9 protein-coding genes are annotated in these 16,115 nt (G+C 64.6%); 2 read left to right on the top strand and 7 right to left on the bottom strand.

What is annotated here, in order from left to right:
- Positions 1 to 69: 69 nt before the first annotated feature.
- Complete coding sequence (locus LG367_RS02075; RefSeq protein WP_226467550.1) at positions 70 to 1,494, bottom strand: nicotinate phosphoribosyltransferase; 1,425 nt, start codon at positions 1,492 to 1,494, stop codon at positions 70 to 72.
- 130 nt (positions 1,495 to 1,624) lie between these two features.
- On the bottom strand, positions 1,625 to 2,674 hold the full coding sequence (locus LG367_RS02070) for a bifunctional nicotinamide-nucleotide adenylyltransferase/Nudix hydroxylase (RefSeq protein WP_226467549.1): 1,050 nt from the start codon (positions 2,672 to 2,674) through the stop codon (positions 1,625 to 1,627).
- A 155-nt stretch (positions 2,675 to 2,829) separates the two neighbouring features.
- On the opposite strand from LG367_RS02070, the gene LG367_RS02065 reads away from it, so the two are divergent.
- Together LG367_RS02065 and sigJ are read left to right on the top strand one after the other, a co-directional pair.
- Positions 2,830 to 3,261: a carboxymuconolactone decarboxylase family protein gene (locus tag LG367_RS02065; RefSeq protein ID WP_226467548.1), complete on the top strand. Its 432-nt coding sequence runs from the start codon at positions 2,830 to 2,832 to the stop codon at positions 3,259 to 3,261.
- A 1-nt stretch (position 3,262) separates the two neighbouring features.
- The gene (gene sigJ / locus LG367_RS02060; RefSeq protein ID WP_226467547.1) at positions 3,263 to 4,150 is read left to right on the top strand and encodes an RNA polymerase sigma factor SigJ; all 888 of its coding nucleotides are present in this window, start codon (positions 3,263 to 3,265) and stop codon (positions 4,148 to 4,150) included.
- Between the two features lie 20 nt (positions 4,151 to 4,170).
- Here sigJ and LG367_RS02055 read toward each other — a convergent pair whose 3' ends face one another.
- The 5 genes from LG367_RS02055 to LG367_RS02035 all read right to left on the bottom strand — a co-directional run bounded on the left by LG367_RS02055 (position 4,171) and on the right by LG367_RS02035 (position 16,051).
- The gene (locus LG367_RS02055) at positions 4,171 to 4,923 is read right to left on the bottom strand and encodes an SIR2 family NAD-dependent protein deacylase (RefSeq protein ID WP_226467546.1); all 753 of its coding nucleotides are present in this window, start codon (positions 4,921 to 4,923) and stop codon (positions 4,171 to 4,173) included.
- 92 nt (positions 4,924 to 5,015) lie between these two features.
- Positions 5,016 to 7,172, bottom strand: a complete 2,157-nt coding sequence (dcp, locus tag LG367_RS02050; RefSeq protein ID WP_226467545.1) for a peptidyl-dipeptidase Dcp — start codon at positions 7,170 to 7,172, stop codon at positions 5,016 to 5,018.
- A gap of 148 nt (positions 7,173 to 7,320) precedes the next feature.
- Positions 7,321 to 9,678 carry a penicillin-binding protein 1C gene (gene pbpC, locus LG367_RS02045; protein ID WP_226467544.1) on the bottom strand — a complete coding sequence of 786 codons (2,358 nt, stop codon included), beginning with the start codon at positions 9,676 to 9,678 and terminating at the stop codon, positions 7,321 to 7,323.
- 32 nt (positions 9,679 to 9,710) lie between these two features.
- Complete coding sequence (locus LG367_RS02040) at positions 9,711 to 10,076, bottom strand: hypothetical protein (RefSeq protein WP_226467543.1); 366 nt, start codon at positions 10,074 to 10,076, stop codon at positions 9,711 to 9,713.
- Between the two features lie 86 nt (positions 10,077 to 10,162).
- On the bottom strand, positions 10,163 to 16,051 hold the full coding sequence (locus LG367_RS02035; RefSeq protein WP_226467542.1) for an alpha-2-macroglobulin family protein: 5,889 nt from the start codon (positions 16,049 to 16,051) through the stop codon (positions 10,163 to 10,165).
- Between the last annotated feature and the right edge of the window lie 64 nt (positions 16,052 to 16,115).

Below are 16,115 nucleotides of genomic sequence, written 5' to 3'. Positions count from 1 at the left end.
CGTCGTCCCAGCGAAAGCTGGGATCCATTTGGCTGTTGCTTTTGCCGTTGCTTGTGAAAAGCAAAAGCGTCACAACCGCTCAGCATCCGCGCGCTCGCGCACCTGCGCGAAGGTCCAGTCGCGGATCAGCTTCCCGTCCTCCCAGATCGTCACCATGGCATCGTCGTAGCCCAGCGGCTTCTCGACATCGGCCAGCGAAGCAGCCTCAGGCGATACCGGCACGGTGCGATAGTTGCCGTACTCGCGGTGCTTGAGCAGTGTCATGCGACCGCGCTTGCTCTGCTTGCCCTGGTCGGTGATCGGATCCTTGTAGACGTCGATCCAACGGCCATCGATACGCGCGGCTGAGCACTTCAGCGCGAACTTCTGCGTGTCGCGATTGAGCTGCTGCAGCAACGCGCCGCCCATGCCGAAGGCGACGTTGTCGGTTGCATAGCCGGCGCTGGTCACCCGCTCAAGGATGGCGCGAATGCTGGTCGGGTTGATGCCGTCACCCTGGATCACGCGGACGTGGTTGAGCACCTTGTAGCCCTTGCCATTGACGGTGTGGCCGAACGCCTCGTCCAGCAATTCGAGGCACTGGTGCACCACCGCGACGGGATCGCCCGAATCGGGGCGGATCACGATGGTGGCGCCCGAGGCGATCACTTCATCCTTCAGCGTCTTGCCCCAGTGCTCGCGGATCGCGTGATAGATGTCGTAGCTATCCGACACTACCGCCACGATCGAACCAGGCTTGGCGAACTGCTTGAGCATGTTGCGGTACGCATCGACCTCATGCGTGCGACCCCAGCTGGTGATCGTGCTGTGCTCGGCCGCGGGAATCGAGAAACCGGCCATCGGCTCGTGGTAATGCGCGCGCGCCAGCAGCAAGCCCGACACGGTATCCGTGCCAAGGAAGTTGACCAGATGCGCGGCGCCGCCGATCGCCGCCGACTTCACGCTCGAGACGCCGCGCGCGCCGAAGTCGTGCAGCTTGAATGGCAGCTGGCCTTGCGGATCGTCGCTGGTGCGCTCCAGGAATTGACGAATCGTCTGCTTGGCATGCCAGCTGATCGTCGCCACCGTCACCGGATACCAGATGCGCAGCAGCATCGTTTCCAGATACGAAGGCACCCAGAACGCCTTCGGATCGGTCGACTCGATCGTCATCAACGCGTGATGCGTCGGCACCACCGCACCTTCCGGCACCGCGCGGATGCGGATCGGCAACAGACCGGCATGATGATCGACGATGTAACGCCAGCCCGCTTCGTTGAACGGCACACCATGAGCGGCGAACACGTCACGCGCCTGATCCACGTCGGCATGGGTGATGGGCTTGGCCAGATGTTCCTTCAGGATCGCCTGCAACCCGAAGAACACGGTGCGGTCGTAGATGCCGCCGCGCGATTCCACATAAAAGAACGTGGCGTCGGTGCCGGGGGGATATTGCAGCCAGTGACTGGCCTTGTAGCTGTCGGTGTTGAGCAGAAGGTTATCGAGGCATTGCATGACGGAAGCTCCTTCGCGTCGAGTGAAGCCAGCGGTCTATCCGCCAGCGGAAATTGGAAAATCTATACATCGCAGCCGCGCCGTCAGCGCGGCGAGGTGTGCGGGCTCTGGTGGAGGGACCCACATGACGTCAGCCGCGGCCAAGAAAGAATTCGAGAATGTGCAGATGGTCCTCGAACAGCTTCGGCCCCATTTCCAGGGCTTCGCTGACGGGTACCCAGCGCGCCTTGTCGGCATCGTCGCCGCCGCGCACATCCGGCAATTCGCCAGCCGGGAAATCGAAGTGGAAGGCGTGAGTAATGGTGCGACCACGCGCGCTGCGATCCGGATGATCGAAGACATGCTGTGACTTGAGCGACCCCTTCAGCACCGGCACCGGAATCTTCAGCCTGGTTTCCTCGCGCAATTCACGCAGGCAGGCTTCGAGGATGCCCTCGCTCTGATCGACGAAGCCGCCTGGCAGCGCCCACAGCCCTTTGCCGGGTGCCGCGCGGCGACGCACCAGCAGCACGTGGCCGGAATGCACCACGACGGCATCGGTGGTGACGAAGGTCGGCGCATACGGCGCGTCCTTCCACGCCGCCTTGTATTGCTCGATGAAGCGATATTCGGCGACCAGTTCGGCATAAGCCGGCGAGTTTTTGCGGAATGCCTCGAGCATGTCGAATACGGGCACCGGCACGTTGCCGCGCAGCATCAGCAATGCGCCATGGAAATCGATGTCGCCGGCGGCGAACAGGTAACGGCGCAGCTCCGTCGCCGACATGGTTTCGGTGTGTTGCACGTCGACCAGCGGCCATTGCGGGAATTCGCGCAGGTAGTAGCTCGAAGCATCCTTGTCCATGCCGATCAGGCCAACCCGTGCGCCCGGATCGCCGCCATCGGCGCGGATCGCGTCGGCGACCGCGCGCTGCACGCCCGCGATCCACTGGCTCTCGTTGTAGAGATGATCGCGCAAGGGACGGATCAGCAATCGTCCGCCGGCGTCCGCGAGCGCGGCCTGGATCATCACCGCGCGTTCGGCGACCGTCCATGGATTCTTGACGGTACGCGGCATGTCGGCGGATCCGACCAGGAAAATGAGCTTGGAAGTGCGGCCCAGCGCGTGGCGGGCGACGGCGGCATGGCCGTTATGGAAGGGCTCGAAACGCCCGATGAAGACGAGATAATCGAAATCCATGAGGCTCCCTCACGGTTGGTTGGCAGCCCCGGGTCTGTCCCTGGACTTGTTTGAAATGCTACGCCTTCCATTGACGATTTCAAGCGATGTCACAAGACGGCTGTCTCGATCGTCATTCCAGTACAGGGCAACCACCCCCCACTCCGGAGCTGACGATGAACAACACCCAGACCATCCGATATGAACAGGAAATCCCCGATGTAATCGCCCATTTCGCCAATGCGCATCCACTGATCAACGATCTGAGCGCGGATCCGCGGCTGCAAGCCCTGGTGCAGCTGCGCGCCTCGCAGATCAACGGCTGCGACTTCTGCGTGCGCATGCATGTACGCGAGGCACTCCAGCACGGCGATACCGAGCAACGTCTCGAACGCCTGCCCGACTGGCGTCAATCGGACGATTACAATGAACGCGAAAAAGCAGCCCTGGCCTGGGCCGAAGCCTTGACCACGATCGACCACGTCACCGATTTCGGCGCTCTGCGCGCCCGTCTGCGCGAACATTTCTCCGATCAGCAGATCGCCGCCTTGACCGCCGACGTGGCCATGACCAATCTCTGGAATCGCGTGAACGTTTCGAGGCACTGACATGACTCCGCATGACGATGCCGTACTGTTCGAACAGGCCCGCCCCAATCTGCTGGGGCTGGCCTACCGCATCCTCGGCTCGCATGCCGATGCCGAGGACGCGGTGCAGGACACCTTCCTGAAATGGCGCGACGCCGACCACGCCGCGATCGAGAATCCCGGCGCCTGGCTGACCACCGCCTGCACGCGCCGCTGCCTCGACCTGCTGCGTTCCGCGCACAAGACGCGCGTGAGCTACGTGGGCACCTGGTTGCCCGAGCCAATCCTCACCACCGCCGATGGTGATTTCGAGGACGCCTCCACGCTCGCCTCCTCGATGAGCACCGCGTTCCTGCTGATGCTGGAGCGGCTCACGCCGAAGGAACGCGCGGCTTATCTGCTGCACGAAATCTTCGACGTCGATTATTCCGAAATCGCACGCACATTGGAGATCCAGGAAGCGGCCTGCCGCAAACTGGTCTCGCGAGCCCGCGACAACATCCAGCAATCGCAGGTACGCAGCGTGGTGCCGATGCGGCGCCAGGAGCAACTGCTCGCCGCCTTCGAGCAGGCGGTGGCGACCGGCTCGGCCGGCCCCTTCGCGAACATGCTGTCGGAAGACATCCGGCTGTCGGCGGACGGCGGCGGCAAGGTGGCGGCGCTTGGCGAAGTGTTGGAAGGCAAGGCGCTGGTGCTCGACTTCATCACCGACAAGCTGCACCTCTGGTGGCCGAACTACCGCAAGGTGCCGGCGACCATCAACGGCAATCTCGGCCTGCTCTTGCAGCAGGAAGGCGCGACGGTGGGTGTGGTGTCCTTCTCCCACGACGCCGAAGGCCGCATGACCGGCATCTACGTCATGCGCAATCCGGACAAGCTGGCACGGCTGGACGAAACCGTCATCCACTGAAGCCGTCGACAAGATCCCGATCAGATCGGCTCGTCGAGCGGCTCCGACATCGACGCATCGTCCGAGCCGATCGCGCCATCGGCGAGCCATCTTTCGACCAGCTTTGGAACCGCGGTCGCGGCATTGCTGCGAATGAAACTGAAGCCGTACGGCACCTTGTCCATCTCGAGCGAGATGAGCACTTTCTCCGCTCTGTTGCGAGCAGCGTTGACCAGCGATGCGGCGGGAAAGACGCTGAGCGAAGTGCCCACCACCAGAACCTTCGCCGCGGTGTGGACGTGCGCGCGCGCCTCGGTCATGTGTTGCGTTTCTTCTCCGAACCACACGATATCCGGCCGGAGTTGCGTTCCGTCCTCGCACAGCTGGCCCATCGCGATCGGATCGCCGCCGATGTGGTAGCGCTTGGGCGTCTGCGACGTGCCGCGCGCGTAGGCGAGCTGGCCGTGCAGATGGATCACGTTGCTAGATCCGGCACGCTCGTGCAGCCCGTCGACATTCTGCGTGATCACGACCACGTCATAGACCGCTTCCAGCGCGGCGATGGCGAGATGGGCGGCGTTCGGCGAGGCCTGCCACGCCTTCTCCCGGCGTTCGTTGTAGAACGCGAGCACGGCCTCGGGCCGCAGTTTCCAGCCTTCGGGGCTGGCGACTTCATGCCACGAGTACTGGTTCCACAGCCCGTTGGAATCGCGAAATGTGGGCAGTCCGCTCTCGGCGCTCAGGCCGGAGCCGGACAGGACGACGACTTTGTTCGGTTGTATGTCTGGCTTCATGCGCGGTCTCGCTCCTGCGAATACCTTATCGCAAACGCGACGGGCGGCCCATGGCCGCCCGTCGTGCATCCAACGTCACTCGCTGGCGAACCTCACTTCAGCCCACGGCTCTCCAGCAACGGTTCCACGCTCGGATCCTTGCCGCGGAACTCGCGGTACAGCGTGGCGAGATCGACGGTGTTGCCGCGCGAGAGGATCTTGTCGCGGAAGGTCTGGCCGTTCTCCGCGGTCAGGCCGCCGTGCTCCTTGAACCATTCGAACGCGTCATCGTCCAGCACTTCCGACCAGAAGTAGGCGTAGTAGCCGGCCGAATAGCCGCCGCCCCAGATGTGGTCGAAATAGGTGGTGCGATAGCGCGGCGGCACTTCCGGCAGGTCAACCTTGAAGCGCTTGAGCGCCTCGGCCTCGAACTTGTCCACGTCCTGCACCGGCGCGTCGGCGGGCAGCGTGTGCCAGGCGAGATCGAGCAGCGCGGCGGACAGGTATTCGGTCGTCGCATAGCCCTGGTTGAAGGTGCGCGACTTCTTGATCTTCTCCACCAGCGCTTCCGGCATCGGTTCGCCGGTCTTGTAGTGCTTGGCGTAGTTCGCGAACACCTTCGGATCGGACGCCCAGTGCTCGTTGAACTGCGACGGGAACTCGACGAAATCGCGCGAGGTGCTGGTGCCGGCGATCGAGGGATACTTCACGTTCGAGAACATGCCATGTAGCGCGTGGCCGAACTCGTGGAACAACGTGGTGACATCGTCGAAGCTCAGCAGCGCGGGCTGTCCCGGTGCCGGCTTGGTGAAGTTGCAGACGTTGTAGACCACCGGCTTGGTGCCGGCCAGCCCGTCCTGTTCGACGAACACGTCCATCCAGGCGCCGCCGGACTTGCTGTCACGCTTGAAGTAGTCGGTGTAGAACAGCGCCAGCGAGCTGCCGTCCTTGTCGAACACTTCGTACACCTTCATGTCGGCGTGATAGGTCGGGATGTCCTTGCGTTCCTTGAAGCTGATGCCGTAGAGCTGATTGGCGGCGTAGAAGACGCCGTTCTGCAGCACGTTGTCGAGTTCGAAATACGGCTTGATCTGCGATTGATCGAGATCGTATTCGGCCTTGCGCACCTGCTCGGCGTAGAAATCCCAGTCCGAGGCGGCGAGTTTGAAGCCTCCCTTCTGCTGGTCGATCACGGCCTGCATCTTGGCGATCTCGCCACGCGCCTTCGCGGTGGCTGCCGGCACGGTGTCGGACAGGAGCTTGAGCGCCTTGTCCGGCGTCTTCGCCATCTGGTCGCCCAGGCTGTAGGCCGCGTAGCTGTCGAAGCCGAGCAGCTTGGCCTTCTGCGCGCGCAGCTGCGCGAGGCGCTGGATGATCTTGCGCGTGTCGTTGCCGTCGTTGTGCTCGGCGCGTGTTTCCGAGGCTTCGATGATCTTGGCGCGCAGATCGCGATCCTTCAGCGAATCGAGCACCGGCTGCTGCGTGGTGTTCTGCAGTGCCAGCACCCACTTGCCGTCGAGCTTGCGCGACTTGGCGGCTTCCGCGGCGGCGGCGATGTCGCCCTCGGACAGCCCATCGAGCTTGGCCTTGTCGTCGACCACCACCGCGCCAGCAGCGGCCGCGGCGACGAGCCTGGTGTGGAAATCGGTGGCGAGCGAGGACTCCTCGACGTTGAGCTTGCGCAGCGCCGCCTTGTCAGTGTCGGACAGCTTGGCACCAGCGCGCACGAATTCTTCATAGGTGTGTTCGACCACGCGCTTCTGCTGCGGATCGAGTTCGAGCTTGTCGCGCTGGTCGTAGACCGTCTGGATGCGCGCGAACAATTTCGGATCGAGACTGATCTCGTCCTGATGCGCGGCCAGCTTCGGCGTGATTTCCTTCTGGGTCTTCTCGCGCTCGGGATTGGTATCGGCCTGCACCAGGCCGAAGAAGATGCGGCTCACGCGCGTGAGGGTCTGACCGCTGCGCTCCATCGCCTCGAAGGTGTTGGCGAAAGTCGGCGCTTCCGTGTTATCGGCGATCTTGCGGATCTCGGCCAAGTGCTGCTTCATGCCTTCTTCGAAAGCGGGCAGATAATCGCTGTCCTTGATCTTGTCGAACGGCGGCGCCTGGAATGGCAGCGTGCTGGGGCTGAGGAGCGGGTTTTCGCTGGCGGGGGTCACGGCGGCGGATTTGGCTTCGGTGTCGGCGGATTTATTTTCCGGCGCCTGCTGTTGGCAGGCCGCCAGCGCAAGGGTAATCGCAGCGGCGAGCGCGAGATGTCGCGTCATGGGAACTCCAGATAAGAACGAGCAAAATAACGATCAAACAGGAAACGGGGCAGCCTAGCGCTCCGTGGCTGAGCGCAGCATGTGCAATTGGTTCATCGCCTCGTTCAGGAAGCCCCGGAAAACACGCCCGGAGAAACGGGTTGCGGTGTCACTGCGCCATCGTGACTTCGACTTCCCGTGTATCGGCACGGCCATGGTCGTCGACGGCGGAAATGCGAAAAACGCCGGCCTGGACGGGTGTCCAGCTGGCGCTCTCCCCGGCCCGGGTGGTGGCGATATAGCTGTCGCCGCTGAACCAGAACACCCGCGCCACGTCAGCGTCGACGCTGGCGTTGAGCGTGATCGCCGATTGCTGCGGGCGCGACAATCGCAGCGTGTAGCGCGTGGCGCGCAGCGGCGACTGAATGCGCGGCGGCGAGCCGAGGCCGTGATCGTCCAATGCGCAATCCGCGCCGGCCGGCGGCTTGCGGCGCGGGATGCCGGCCTGGGCGAAGACACGGGCCAGGTCAGTGGGCCAGAACTCGTACACCTCCATGCGCACGCGTGACGGATCGACGTCTCCGCAAACCGCGAGACCCGTATCGCGATCCACCGCGACCGCGCGATGCACCGTGCTGACGCGGATCGGCGACTTGCCCGGAATGAACCAGGTCCAGCCGCGTTGCGGGCACCAGGCATTGGGCAGATCACCGCTGGCGCGGCAAATCTCCACGCGCTTGAGATTGAGCGGCCAGCGGCGCGCGGGCTCGCGCAAGTCGATGCGCGCCGCACGCAACCCGTCGACGATCGAAAAGAACAGTGGCGCCGCGGCATCGACGCCGATCAGTGCGGGGTTGGAGGAGCCGTCGAAATTGCCGAGCCACACCACCAACACGTAAGGGCCGACCAATCCCGCGCTCCAGGCATCACGAAAGCCCCAGGACGTGCCCGTCTTCCATGCCACCGGCAACTCGCGCACGCCGCTGGCCGCGCCGATGTCGGGGCGCGGATTGCGTAGCAACATGTCTCGCACGATGAAGGCCGCTTCCGCACTGAGCAATGCGGTGCCGCCGGAAGCGGGATCCTGTTCGCGCCAACGCAGTGGTTTCAACAGCCCATCGTTGCCGAGCATCGCGTACAGGCGCGCGAGCTCCTCCATCGTCACCTCGCCGCCGCCGAGCACCAGCGCGAGACCGTAATGGCGCTCGCTCGCCAGGCGCGAGATGCCGGCATCGCGCAGAAACTGGTAGAAGCTCGGTTGGTTCAACTGTGCCGCCACAGCCACCGCCGGGATGTTGCGGCTACGGATCAACGCATCGCTCGCGGTGACCGGGCCAAGGAAACGGCCGTCGAAATTCTCCGGTGTGTACGGGCCGAACGCGCTGGGCACATCGCGCAATACCGTGGCCGGATGCAACACGCCTTGATCGAGCGCGAGCGCGTAGATGAAAGGCTTCAGCGTGGAACCGGGCGAACGCTTGCCCGCCGCGCCGTTCACCTGTCCGGCGATGCCCGCGTCGAAATAATCCGCCGATCCGACCAGCGCGCGGATGCCCATGTCACGAGTATCGATCAGCATCGCGCTGGCGTTGCGCAGACCGAGGCGGCGCACGCGCTCCAGATGCATGCGCAAGCGCTCTTCGAGCAGGCGTTGCAGGCGGAGGTCGAGCGTCGTGGTCAATCGCGAGCCTTCGGTCGGGTGCAGGCTGCGTTCGCCCAGCACGCGATCGACGAAATGCGGTGCGGCGAACGGCAATGTGCGCGGCGGACGCAACGACAGCGGCAATGCCATCAGCGCATCCTGCGCGGCCAGATCCTGCCCGTCGGGAGGCGGATGCTTCTCGCGCCAGCGCGCGTACAGGCGCGCGCGCGCGGCGGACAGGCCGGCGCCGGCGTAGCCGGCATCGCGCACATTTTCCATCTCCTGCAATCGCCCGCGCCGTGTCGGCGCCTGTGGCAGCACCGCCAGCGTGAGCGCTTCGGGCAACGTCAACGCGGAAGCCGGCTTGCGGAAATAGATCAGGCTCGCCGCGCCGACGCCCTCGATGTTGCCGCCATAAGGCGCGAGATTGAGATAGGCCTCGAGGATGTCGCGCTTGGAATAGCAGGCTTCCAGCTGCAGTGCGCGCAGGATCTGCACCAGCTTGCCGCGCGGCGTTCGCGTGTCCAATCGCCAGCGCAGGCGCGCGAGTTGCATGGTGATGGTAGAGCCGCCGATGCGCGCGCCGCCGCCCGCGTATGTGCTCCAGGCAGCACGCAATAGACTGATCGGATTCGCGCCGGGATGCAGATAGAACCAGGCATCCTCGTGCAGCAGCGCTCCTTTCACCAAGCCCGGCGTGATGTCTTGCAGTGGAATCCATAACCGATAACGCTGATCATCGGCCAAGGCCAGCCGAAGCAATCGGTCTTGCTTGTCGTAGACGGCGATCGACTGCGGCAACCCTTGCGACAGCGCCGGATGCGGATAAAGACGGATCGTGATCGCGACCATGAAAAGGCCGGCGAGTACCACCAACCAGCGCATCCATCTACGACCCCGAAAAGGCGCATCGGGCATCAGCGCGAGAATCCAAGGATGATGATCGGCACACAAATCAAGGCGAGGATCGCCGCCAATCCCATCAGTTGAAACTGGGACTTGAGGAATCCCGGTGTACCAGTACGCCTTGCGTATGCCTGAGCAACCTTACTCAACGGCGGCATCACCGCCATGACACAGTTCGAGAGCAGAAGCGCAATTGGAATCCAGACGATGATCGCGGGCAGCGTGATCAGGAGAGATGTCGCATTCGGAACATCTCTCATGGAGATGCCCCGCATCACCGCGTACGTGGACACCAGCCACGCGGAGATCGCGATCATGCCACCACACAAGATTGGCACGATTACTACGAGATAGATCGCGGGCTTGCGTGGTTTCACGGGATTACGGCTCCAGGACACATCTTCATGCCATCGGGCCTATTGCAAAGCACCCCGTCGCCGATGCGCTTCGACGCCCGAGATCCTCACTTCCCGGGCACCCGCACAATCAGTGTATTTCCAGCGACCGCTTGCGCGTAGACCCCACGCTCGTACATCGACTCGGCATAGACCGGCGGCACAACGAAGCGGCCGGCATTGCCCGGACGGATGCGGTACTGGAATTCCTTCATCTCGCCAGTGACGATGCCGTAGAGCAGCACGCGATCCTCGCGCGGTTCGACGTGCTCGGGATAGAACGTCGATCCGGGCAGCGCCAAGGTGGCCGGCGCGGGGCCCGGCGTCTCGGTGCTCGAAGCAGAATCCTCGCACTCCTCTTCGCAGCCCTCTTCGTACTCTTCCTCGCTTTCATCCGGCACGTCGGATGCAGGCGCGGTCTGCATCACCGTCTCGAAACCACCCGGCAGCAGGTCGACGATGGCGATGTTGCTGTAAGTACGCGAACCCAATGCGCGCACGCGCAGGCGCACGGTGACTTCCTTGCCGAGTGGCACTTCGGTCAGCGGCTTGCCGGCATCGTCGAGGTAGTCACGCACGATCTCCAGGCCCTTGTCCTGCACCGCCGGTCCCGGCTTGCGATCGAAGCCGGATTGCGCGAGCGCATACCAGGCGGTGCTGCCACCAGCGGGCAGCACGCGCAGGCTGCGATCGCTGCCCGTAAAGGTGGCACGGCGCAGCAGGCCCGCGACATCGCTTGGCGCAGTGCCGATGGCACGGGCGCGATTGTCGGCACCGATGGCTTCGATGCCCGGCGGCACAGTCGATATCTGCGTAGCGCCGTAGGCTTCGAGCGTCAACAGAATGAAGGCGGACGAGAGCGTGTTGTAGCTATTGTCGCGCAGCGGCGACAGCAAACGATCGATGGCGCTGCTGCCGAGGCGCTTGGCCTGTTCCGGGAAATGCTTGTACAGCAGGTACAGCGACCAGCCCTGCGCGATGCCGGGATCGTAGTAGTCGGCATAGGCAAAGACGCGCGCCGGTTTGGCCGCATTGATGCGCGGGAACACGGTGGCGACCAGGCTGTTGGCCGGTTTGTCCTGCTGCAACAGGCGATGGCTGGCGGCCAGCAGCATCGCGGTGGCGTCATCCTGCTGCCAGCGCTTCGGGAAATCGCGTTCGAGCTGTTCGCGCACGCCGGCCAGCAGATTGTTGGCGTTCTGGCCCTGGCGGATCAGCAGGTAGACGGCGAGCGCGCGGGCGCGTAGTTGCGTCTGCGAGGTGAGCGCGCGATCGGCGGCCATGCTCTTGAGGTAGCGGTTGGCGGCGTCGAGCAGATCGCGCGGCACCGTTTGCCCGCGCTCGTTCGCTTCGATCAGATACAGCGTGGCGTAGGCGGAAACGAAGGGATCGACGTCCGGCGTCGCCAGCCATGTTCCGAAGCCGCCGTCGGAATTCTGGCGAGAGCGCAGTTCGCCGAGCGCCTTGTTGGTCGAGCTCTTGACCTGATCCGCCGGCATCAGCGCGAATTCCGGATGCGCGCCGCTGAGCAGCGCCGGCATCGCGGCGCTGACGATCTGTTCGGTGCACAGGTGCGGATAGTCGGCGAGGTAGGCGCTGAGGCCGTCGACGGCGACGAAGGGCGATGTCGACGCGGCGATCCGGCGCTGCGCGAGCTGGTCGTACATCGTGCGCAGCTGCTTCAGTTCCAGTCGCGTCGCGGTATGGCCGACGCGCAACTCCTGTCGCATCGCCACCGCCGGACGCAGTGACAATTCGATGCGCCGCTGCGCGCGATACTTGCCGGACTGCGCCACCATCGTCACCGCGGCCGCGCCGAGGCGATCACCGGCGCGCAGGCGCAGGCGCACCGTGCCTTCGCGGCCGGGCGCGAGCGAGAGCATCGCCTTGGCCGTGCCGACCGCCTGCAGCGATGGCGGCAGCAGCAGGCTCACCGTCACCGGCAATGCCGCCTTGGCGCCGGGCACGGTGTTGGCGACGCCGATCGGCAGTTCGAATTCGTCGCCGGGCGCGACGTGCGTGGGCAGTGTCGGCGTGAGTACGAAATCGCCGCGCGAGAGCATGTTGGTTTCGAGCAGGCCGATCTTCTGCGGCGTCACCGCCACGGCCACGACGCGCACCTTGCCGTTGAAGTGGTCGGGCAGGCTGAAGTGCAGCGTCTTCTCGCCGTCGACATCGACCAGCCCAGACCACCACACCGCCGGCTTCTCGCTCTTGCGCTTGAACGGGTTGAGATTCTTGGCGAGGTCCGAACCGTTGTCGCCGCCCGGTGCGGCCATGCCGGTGAGGCGGCTGAACTCGGGCAGGATCAGGTCGAGGATCTGCGCGGTCTCCACCTGCAGCATCTTCTTGGCGAAGAAGGTGTCGAGCGGATCGCCGACGCGATAGCGCGCCACCTGCAGGATGCCTTCATCGACCGCGAAGACGACCACGCGCGCGCGGCCTTCGGTCTTGATCGTGAGCGGGATGTCGGCGCCGGGTTTGGCGACTTTCGGCAGATCGACCGACAGCGGCTGCGTGCGCGCTTTCCGGTTGACCTTGAACGGCGCGACGCCATACGACAACGGACTCATGAACACTTCGTCCGAATTCGGATCGCGCACGAACTGCACGTTGACGTAGCCGTTGCCCTCGAACTCGGCCGGCACGCGGATGCGCTGCACCGAGGCGGTGGTGTCGGCCTTGAACCAAGCGTGGGCGTAGACCTTGTCGCGTTCGAGCGTGATCAGGCCGGCACCGGCATACGGCGCGCGCACGCTGATTTCGATCTCTTCGCCCGGCGCGTAGTCGGCCTTCGACAGTGAGAGCGTCAACTCGGCGTTGCGCTCCAGCGAGCGCGTGAGGTTGGCGGCGCCGGCCACGCTATAGTCGATGCGGTTGAGCGCGTTGCCGTTGCCGTCGCGGATCTCCAGGCGGAAGTCGCCGGGCTTGTCGGTCGGCAGCGGATAGCTCTGCGCACTGGCGGCAAGCGCGAGCGGCGTGTCCTTGCGATCGTCCAGGCGCAGCTGCGAGACGTATTTGTAGACGCCGGAATCCTGCTTGGTCAGCACCGAGACGTAGCGGCGCTCGACGAGCACCGCGTGCAAGCCAGTCACCGCACGCGCCTTGGCGTCGGCGCCGATCGCGACCAGCTGCACGCCACGCTTGCTGTCGCGCTTGACGTAATCGAGCGCGTCGGCACTCTTCATGCCGACCAGGTATTCGTTGCTGGACACCAGCGTGGTGACGCTGGCGGCGACGTTGCGACCGCTGCCCGGTTCGAATGCGCGCGCCAGCAAGCTGAGCTGATAGGTGGCGCGTGCGTACTTCTCCAGGCCCAGTGCGATCTCGGCCTTGCCCTCGGCGTCGGTCTTCGCATCGCTCAGGGCTTCGTCGTAGCCTTCCTTGGCGCGCTGCGGATCGTAGAAATTCCATCCCGGCCAGCGCGCGAATTCGGGGAACGCGGGGCGCAGCACCATGCTCGCTTCGACGCGGCGTTCCTGCGCCGGTGTGCCGAACAGATTTTCCGCCGTGATCACCGCTTTCAGGCCTTCCGGCTTGACCCAGCCTTCGCTGGCCTGCGCCGAGAAGCGCGCTTCCACGCGCATCGAGTCGGGCAGGAATTCGCGCACCTGCACGGTGGTGCTGCCGATGCTGGTGCGTTCGTTTTCCTTACCAATCAGAAATAGTTCTGCGGACCACGTACCGCTCGGTCCGTTCTCGCTCGGCGTGAAGTCGGCACTCTCGAAACCCACTTCACCGAGCGTGAGGCGCTGGCGCTGCGCCACCGAGCCGCGCGGATCGGTCACCACCAGTTCCAGCGGCAGGCCGGCAAGCGGACGCGACCAATCGGCGGCGCGCACGATCAATCCGAGATGCACGGTGTCGCCGGGCCGGTACAGGCCGCGATCGGAGAAGAGGCTTGCTTTCAGCGCGCCGGATTCGGCCGCGTTCTCCTCGCCGCCGATGTCGAAGCGCGAGTAGTCGAGCGTGCGACCGTCGTCGCCAATCGGCAGGAACGACAGGTCGCCGCCCTGCTCGACGGTGAGCATCACCGGTTTCTTCTCGCGCACGAATGCCTTCAGCGCCGGTAGGCGTGCATGGCCGCCGGCGTCGGTGGTGGCATCGACCAGGGTTTCGCCGTTGCGCGCGATCGCGCGCACGCGCGCGCCGGCGACCGGGGTGCCGCTGGCGATCGACTGCACGAACACGTCGCGACTGCCGTCCAGCGCCAGCTTGGCGATCATGCCGAGGTCGGTGAGCACGATCAGGCGGCGGTCAGATTCCTCGCCGGCGTTTTCGTCCAGGGTTTCCCGTGCGGTCTTCTTGGCGTCTTCCGTGTCCAGCTTGCGCAGGCTGAGCAGGAACACGCCGCGCTTGCCGGGGGCAAGATACTCGCCAAGGTCGACACCTTCGTAGCGCGTCTTCGCGGGATCGCCGGACGGGAAAGTGCGCCGGGTTTCCTCACGCTCGACCAGGCTGTCCTCGTCGAGATAGTCGAGGCTGGGATTGGTGTAGTCGCCGCTGTTGTTCTGCACCAGCTGATGCAACGCGCCCGGCAGCACGCGCGCGACTTCCAGACGCAAACCCGGCACGTTGCGCGCGGCGATGCTGACGCGGCGCTCGCCGCGCAGCGACAGCAGCGAGCCTTCGCCGACGAAGCGCAGCAGTTCCGGGTACGGCGGCACCTGCCGCACTTCGTTCACGGGCTGTCCGAGCAGGAAGCCGCCGAAGGACTTCAGGCCCTTCGCCACGCGGATGACCAGATAGCGGTTCGGCGGCGCCTGATATTTGAAGCTGTGCGTCTCGACGAATTCGCGCTCGGCCGGCAGCGGTGTCAGCGCGACTTTCGAGGATTGCTTGAGGATCGCCTCGTCGACTTCGTTCGCCGACCAGTTGTACGGGCTCGATTGCTGCTTGGCCGGCAGTTTCGGATTTTTCTCCGGCAACAGCCGCGCCTCGACCGCGCGCGAGACATCGGTATCGCGCATGGCCTGGTTGAAGGTCAGCACCAGCACCTGTTCCGGCTCGTAGCGATCGTTCTCGGCAAGCGTGGCGTCGATGCTGTCGACAGCCACGCTGTAGAGCGACGGCAAATTGACGTTCGAGGACAGCTTCTCCGCCGTGCCTTCGCCGCCGAGCGTGCTGACGACGCCTTCGTCGATGTCCAGCAGCAGCTTGCCGCCGTTCTCCGGAATCGTCAGGGGCGCCGAATGCACCCAGGCGCGGAGCCGGCGTTCATCGTAGACGAGCGTCTTCGTCGGCGACGGCAGTGTCCTGCCCGCGCCATCGGTGTAGGTGAAGCCGATGCGCTTCTCCAGCGAAGCCGCGTCGACCGGATGCGAGAACTTCAGCTCGTACACCGCCTTTTTCAGGTTCGGGTCCTGCGGGTCCTGATAGAACTCCGATGTCGCGACACTGGCCTCGAAGGCATGCGTGGTGAATTCGAATTCGCTCGCCACCAGCCGCACTTTCGGCGCCACGGCGACGGCAGGATCGAGCGTGATCTCGAATTCGGTGGCGATCGGCCAGTCCTTCGCCGGCGTGAACACCAGCGTGCTGTCGTCGCTCCACATCCATTCGCCCGGATGCGACGGCTGCATCGTCACGCCTTTCGGCGCCTTGCCGACCTGGTCGAGCGGCGCGGCGGAGCCGGAGAAATGCAGGCGCAGTGGCGAGAGTTTCGGCGGGGTCTGCGTGTAGTCGGTGCGCGCCGGTTCGCTGAGTCTGACTTCGAGCGCATCCGGTTGCGGCGGTGCCGGTGGCTTCGTGTGCCACCACAACAGCAACGCGATCAGCGCGAACGCGCCGCCGAGCCAATGCATCGGCCGCATGCGCAGACTGGCGCCCCACGCCGCGAGCCAGCGCGGCGGTTGCCAGTCGAAGCGGCCGAACAACGCGCGCAGGATTCGATCCGGCCAGATGTCCGGTTCGGGCGAAGAAGAAGACGCGGCTGATTCCGTTCCCTGGGCGCTCATCGTGCCCCCGCACGACGACTACAACTTTGGTGAACCGAGTGTTTCCCCCGCACCCGGCAATGGC

The organism is Luteimonas panaciterrae, assembly GCF_020511115.1.
Lineage (GTDB): Bacteria > Pseudomonadota > Gammaproteobacteria > Xanthomonadales > Xanthomonadaceae > Luteimonas > Luteimonas panaciterrae.
This window is presented reverse-complemented; position numbering and strand designations above follow the sequence as displayed.

Bases quoted from the DNA above. Each gene is read 5' to 3' on its own strand.
- LG367_RS02035 (WP_226467542.1), bottom strand. From the start codon at position 16,051: ATGAGCGCCCAGGGAACGGAATCAGCCGCGTCTTCTTCTTCGCCCGAA.
- LG367_RS02070 (WP_226467549.1), bottom strand. From the start codon at position 2,674: ATGGATTTCGATTATCTCGTCTTCATCGGGCGTTTCGAGCCCTTCCAT.
- pbpC (WP_226467544.1), bottom strand. From the start codon at position 9,678: ATGCGCTGGTTGGTGGTACTCGCCGGCCTTTTCATGGTCGCGATCACG.
- LG367_RS02075 (WP_226467550.1), bottom strand. From the start codon at position 1,494: ATGCAATGCCTCGATAACCTTCTGCTCAACACCGACAGCTACAAGGCC.
- dcp (WP_226467545.1), bottom strand. From the start codon at position 7,172: ATGACGCGACATCTCGCGCTCGCCGCTGCGATTACCCTTGCGCTGGCG.
- LG367_RS02055 (WP_226467546.1), bottom strand. From the start codon at position 4,923: ATGAAGCCAGACATACAACCGAACAAAGTCGTCGTCCTGTCCGGCTCC.
- LG367_RS02065 (WP_226467548.1), top strand. From the start codon at position 2,830: ATGAACAACACCCAGACCATCCGATATGAACAGGAAATCCCCGATGTA.
- sigJ (WP_226467547.1), top strand. From the start codon at position 3,263: ATGACTCCGCATGACGATGCCGTACTGTTCGAACAGGCCCGCCCCAAT.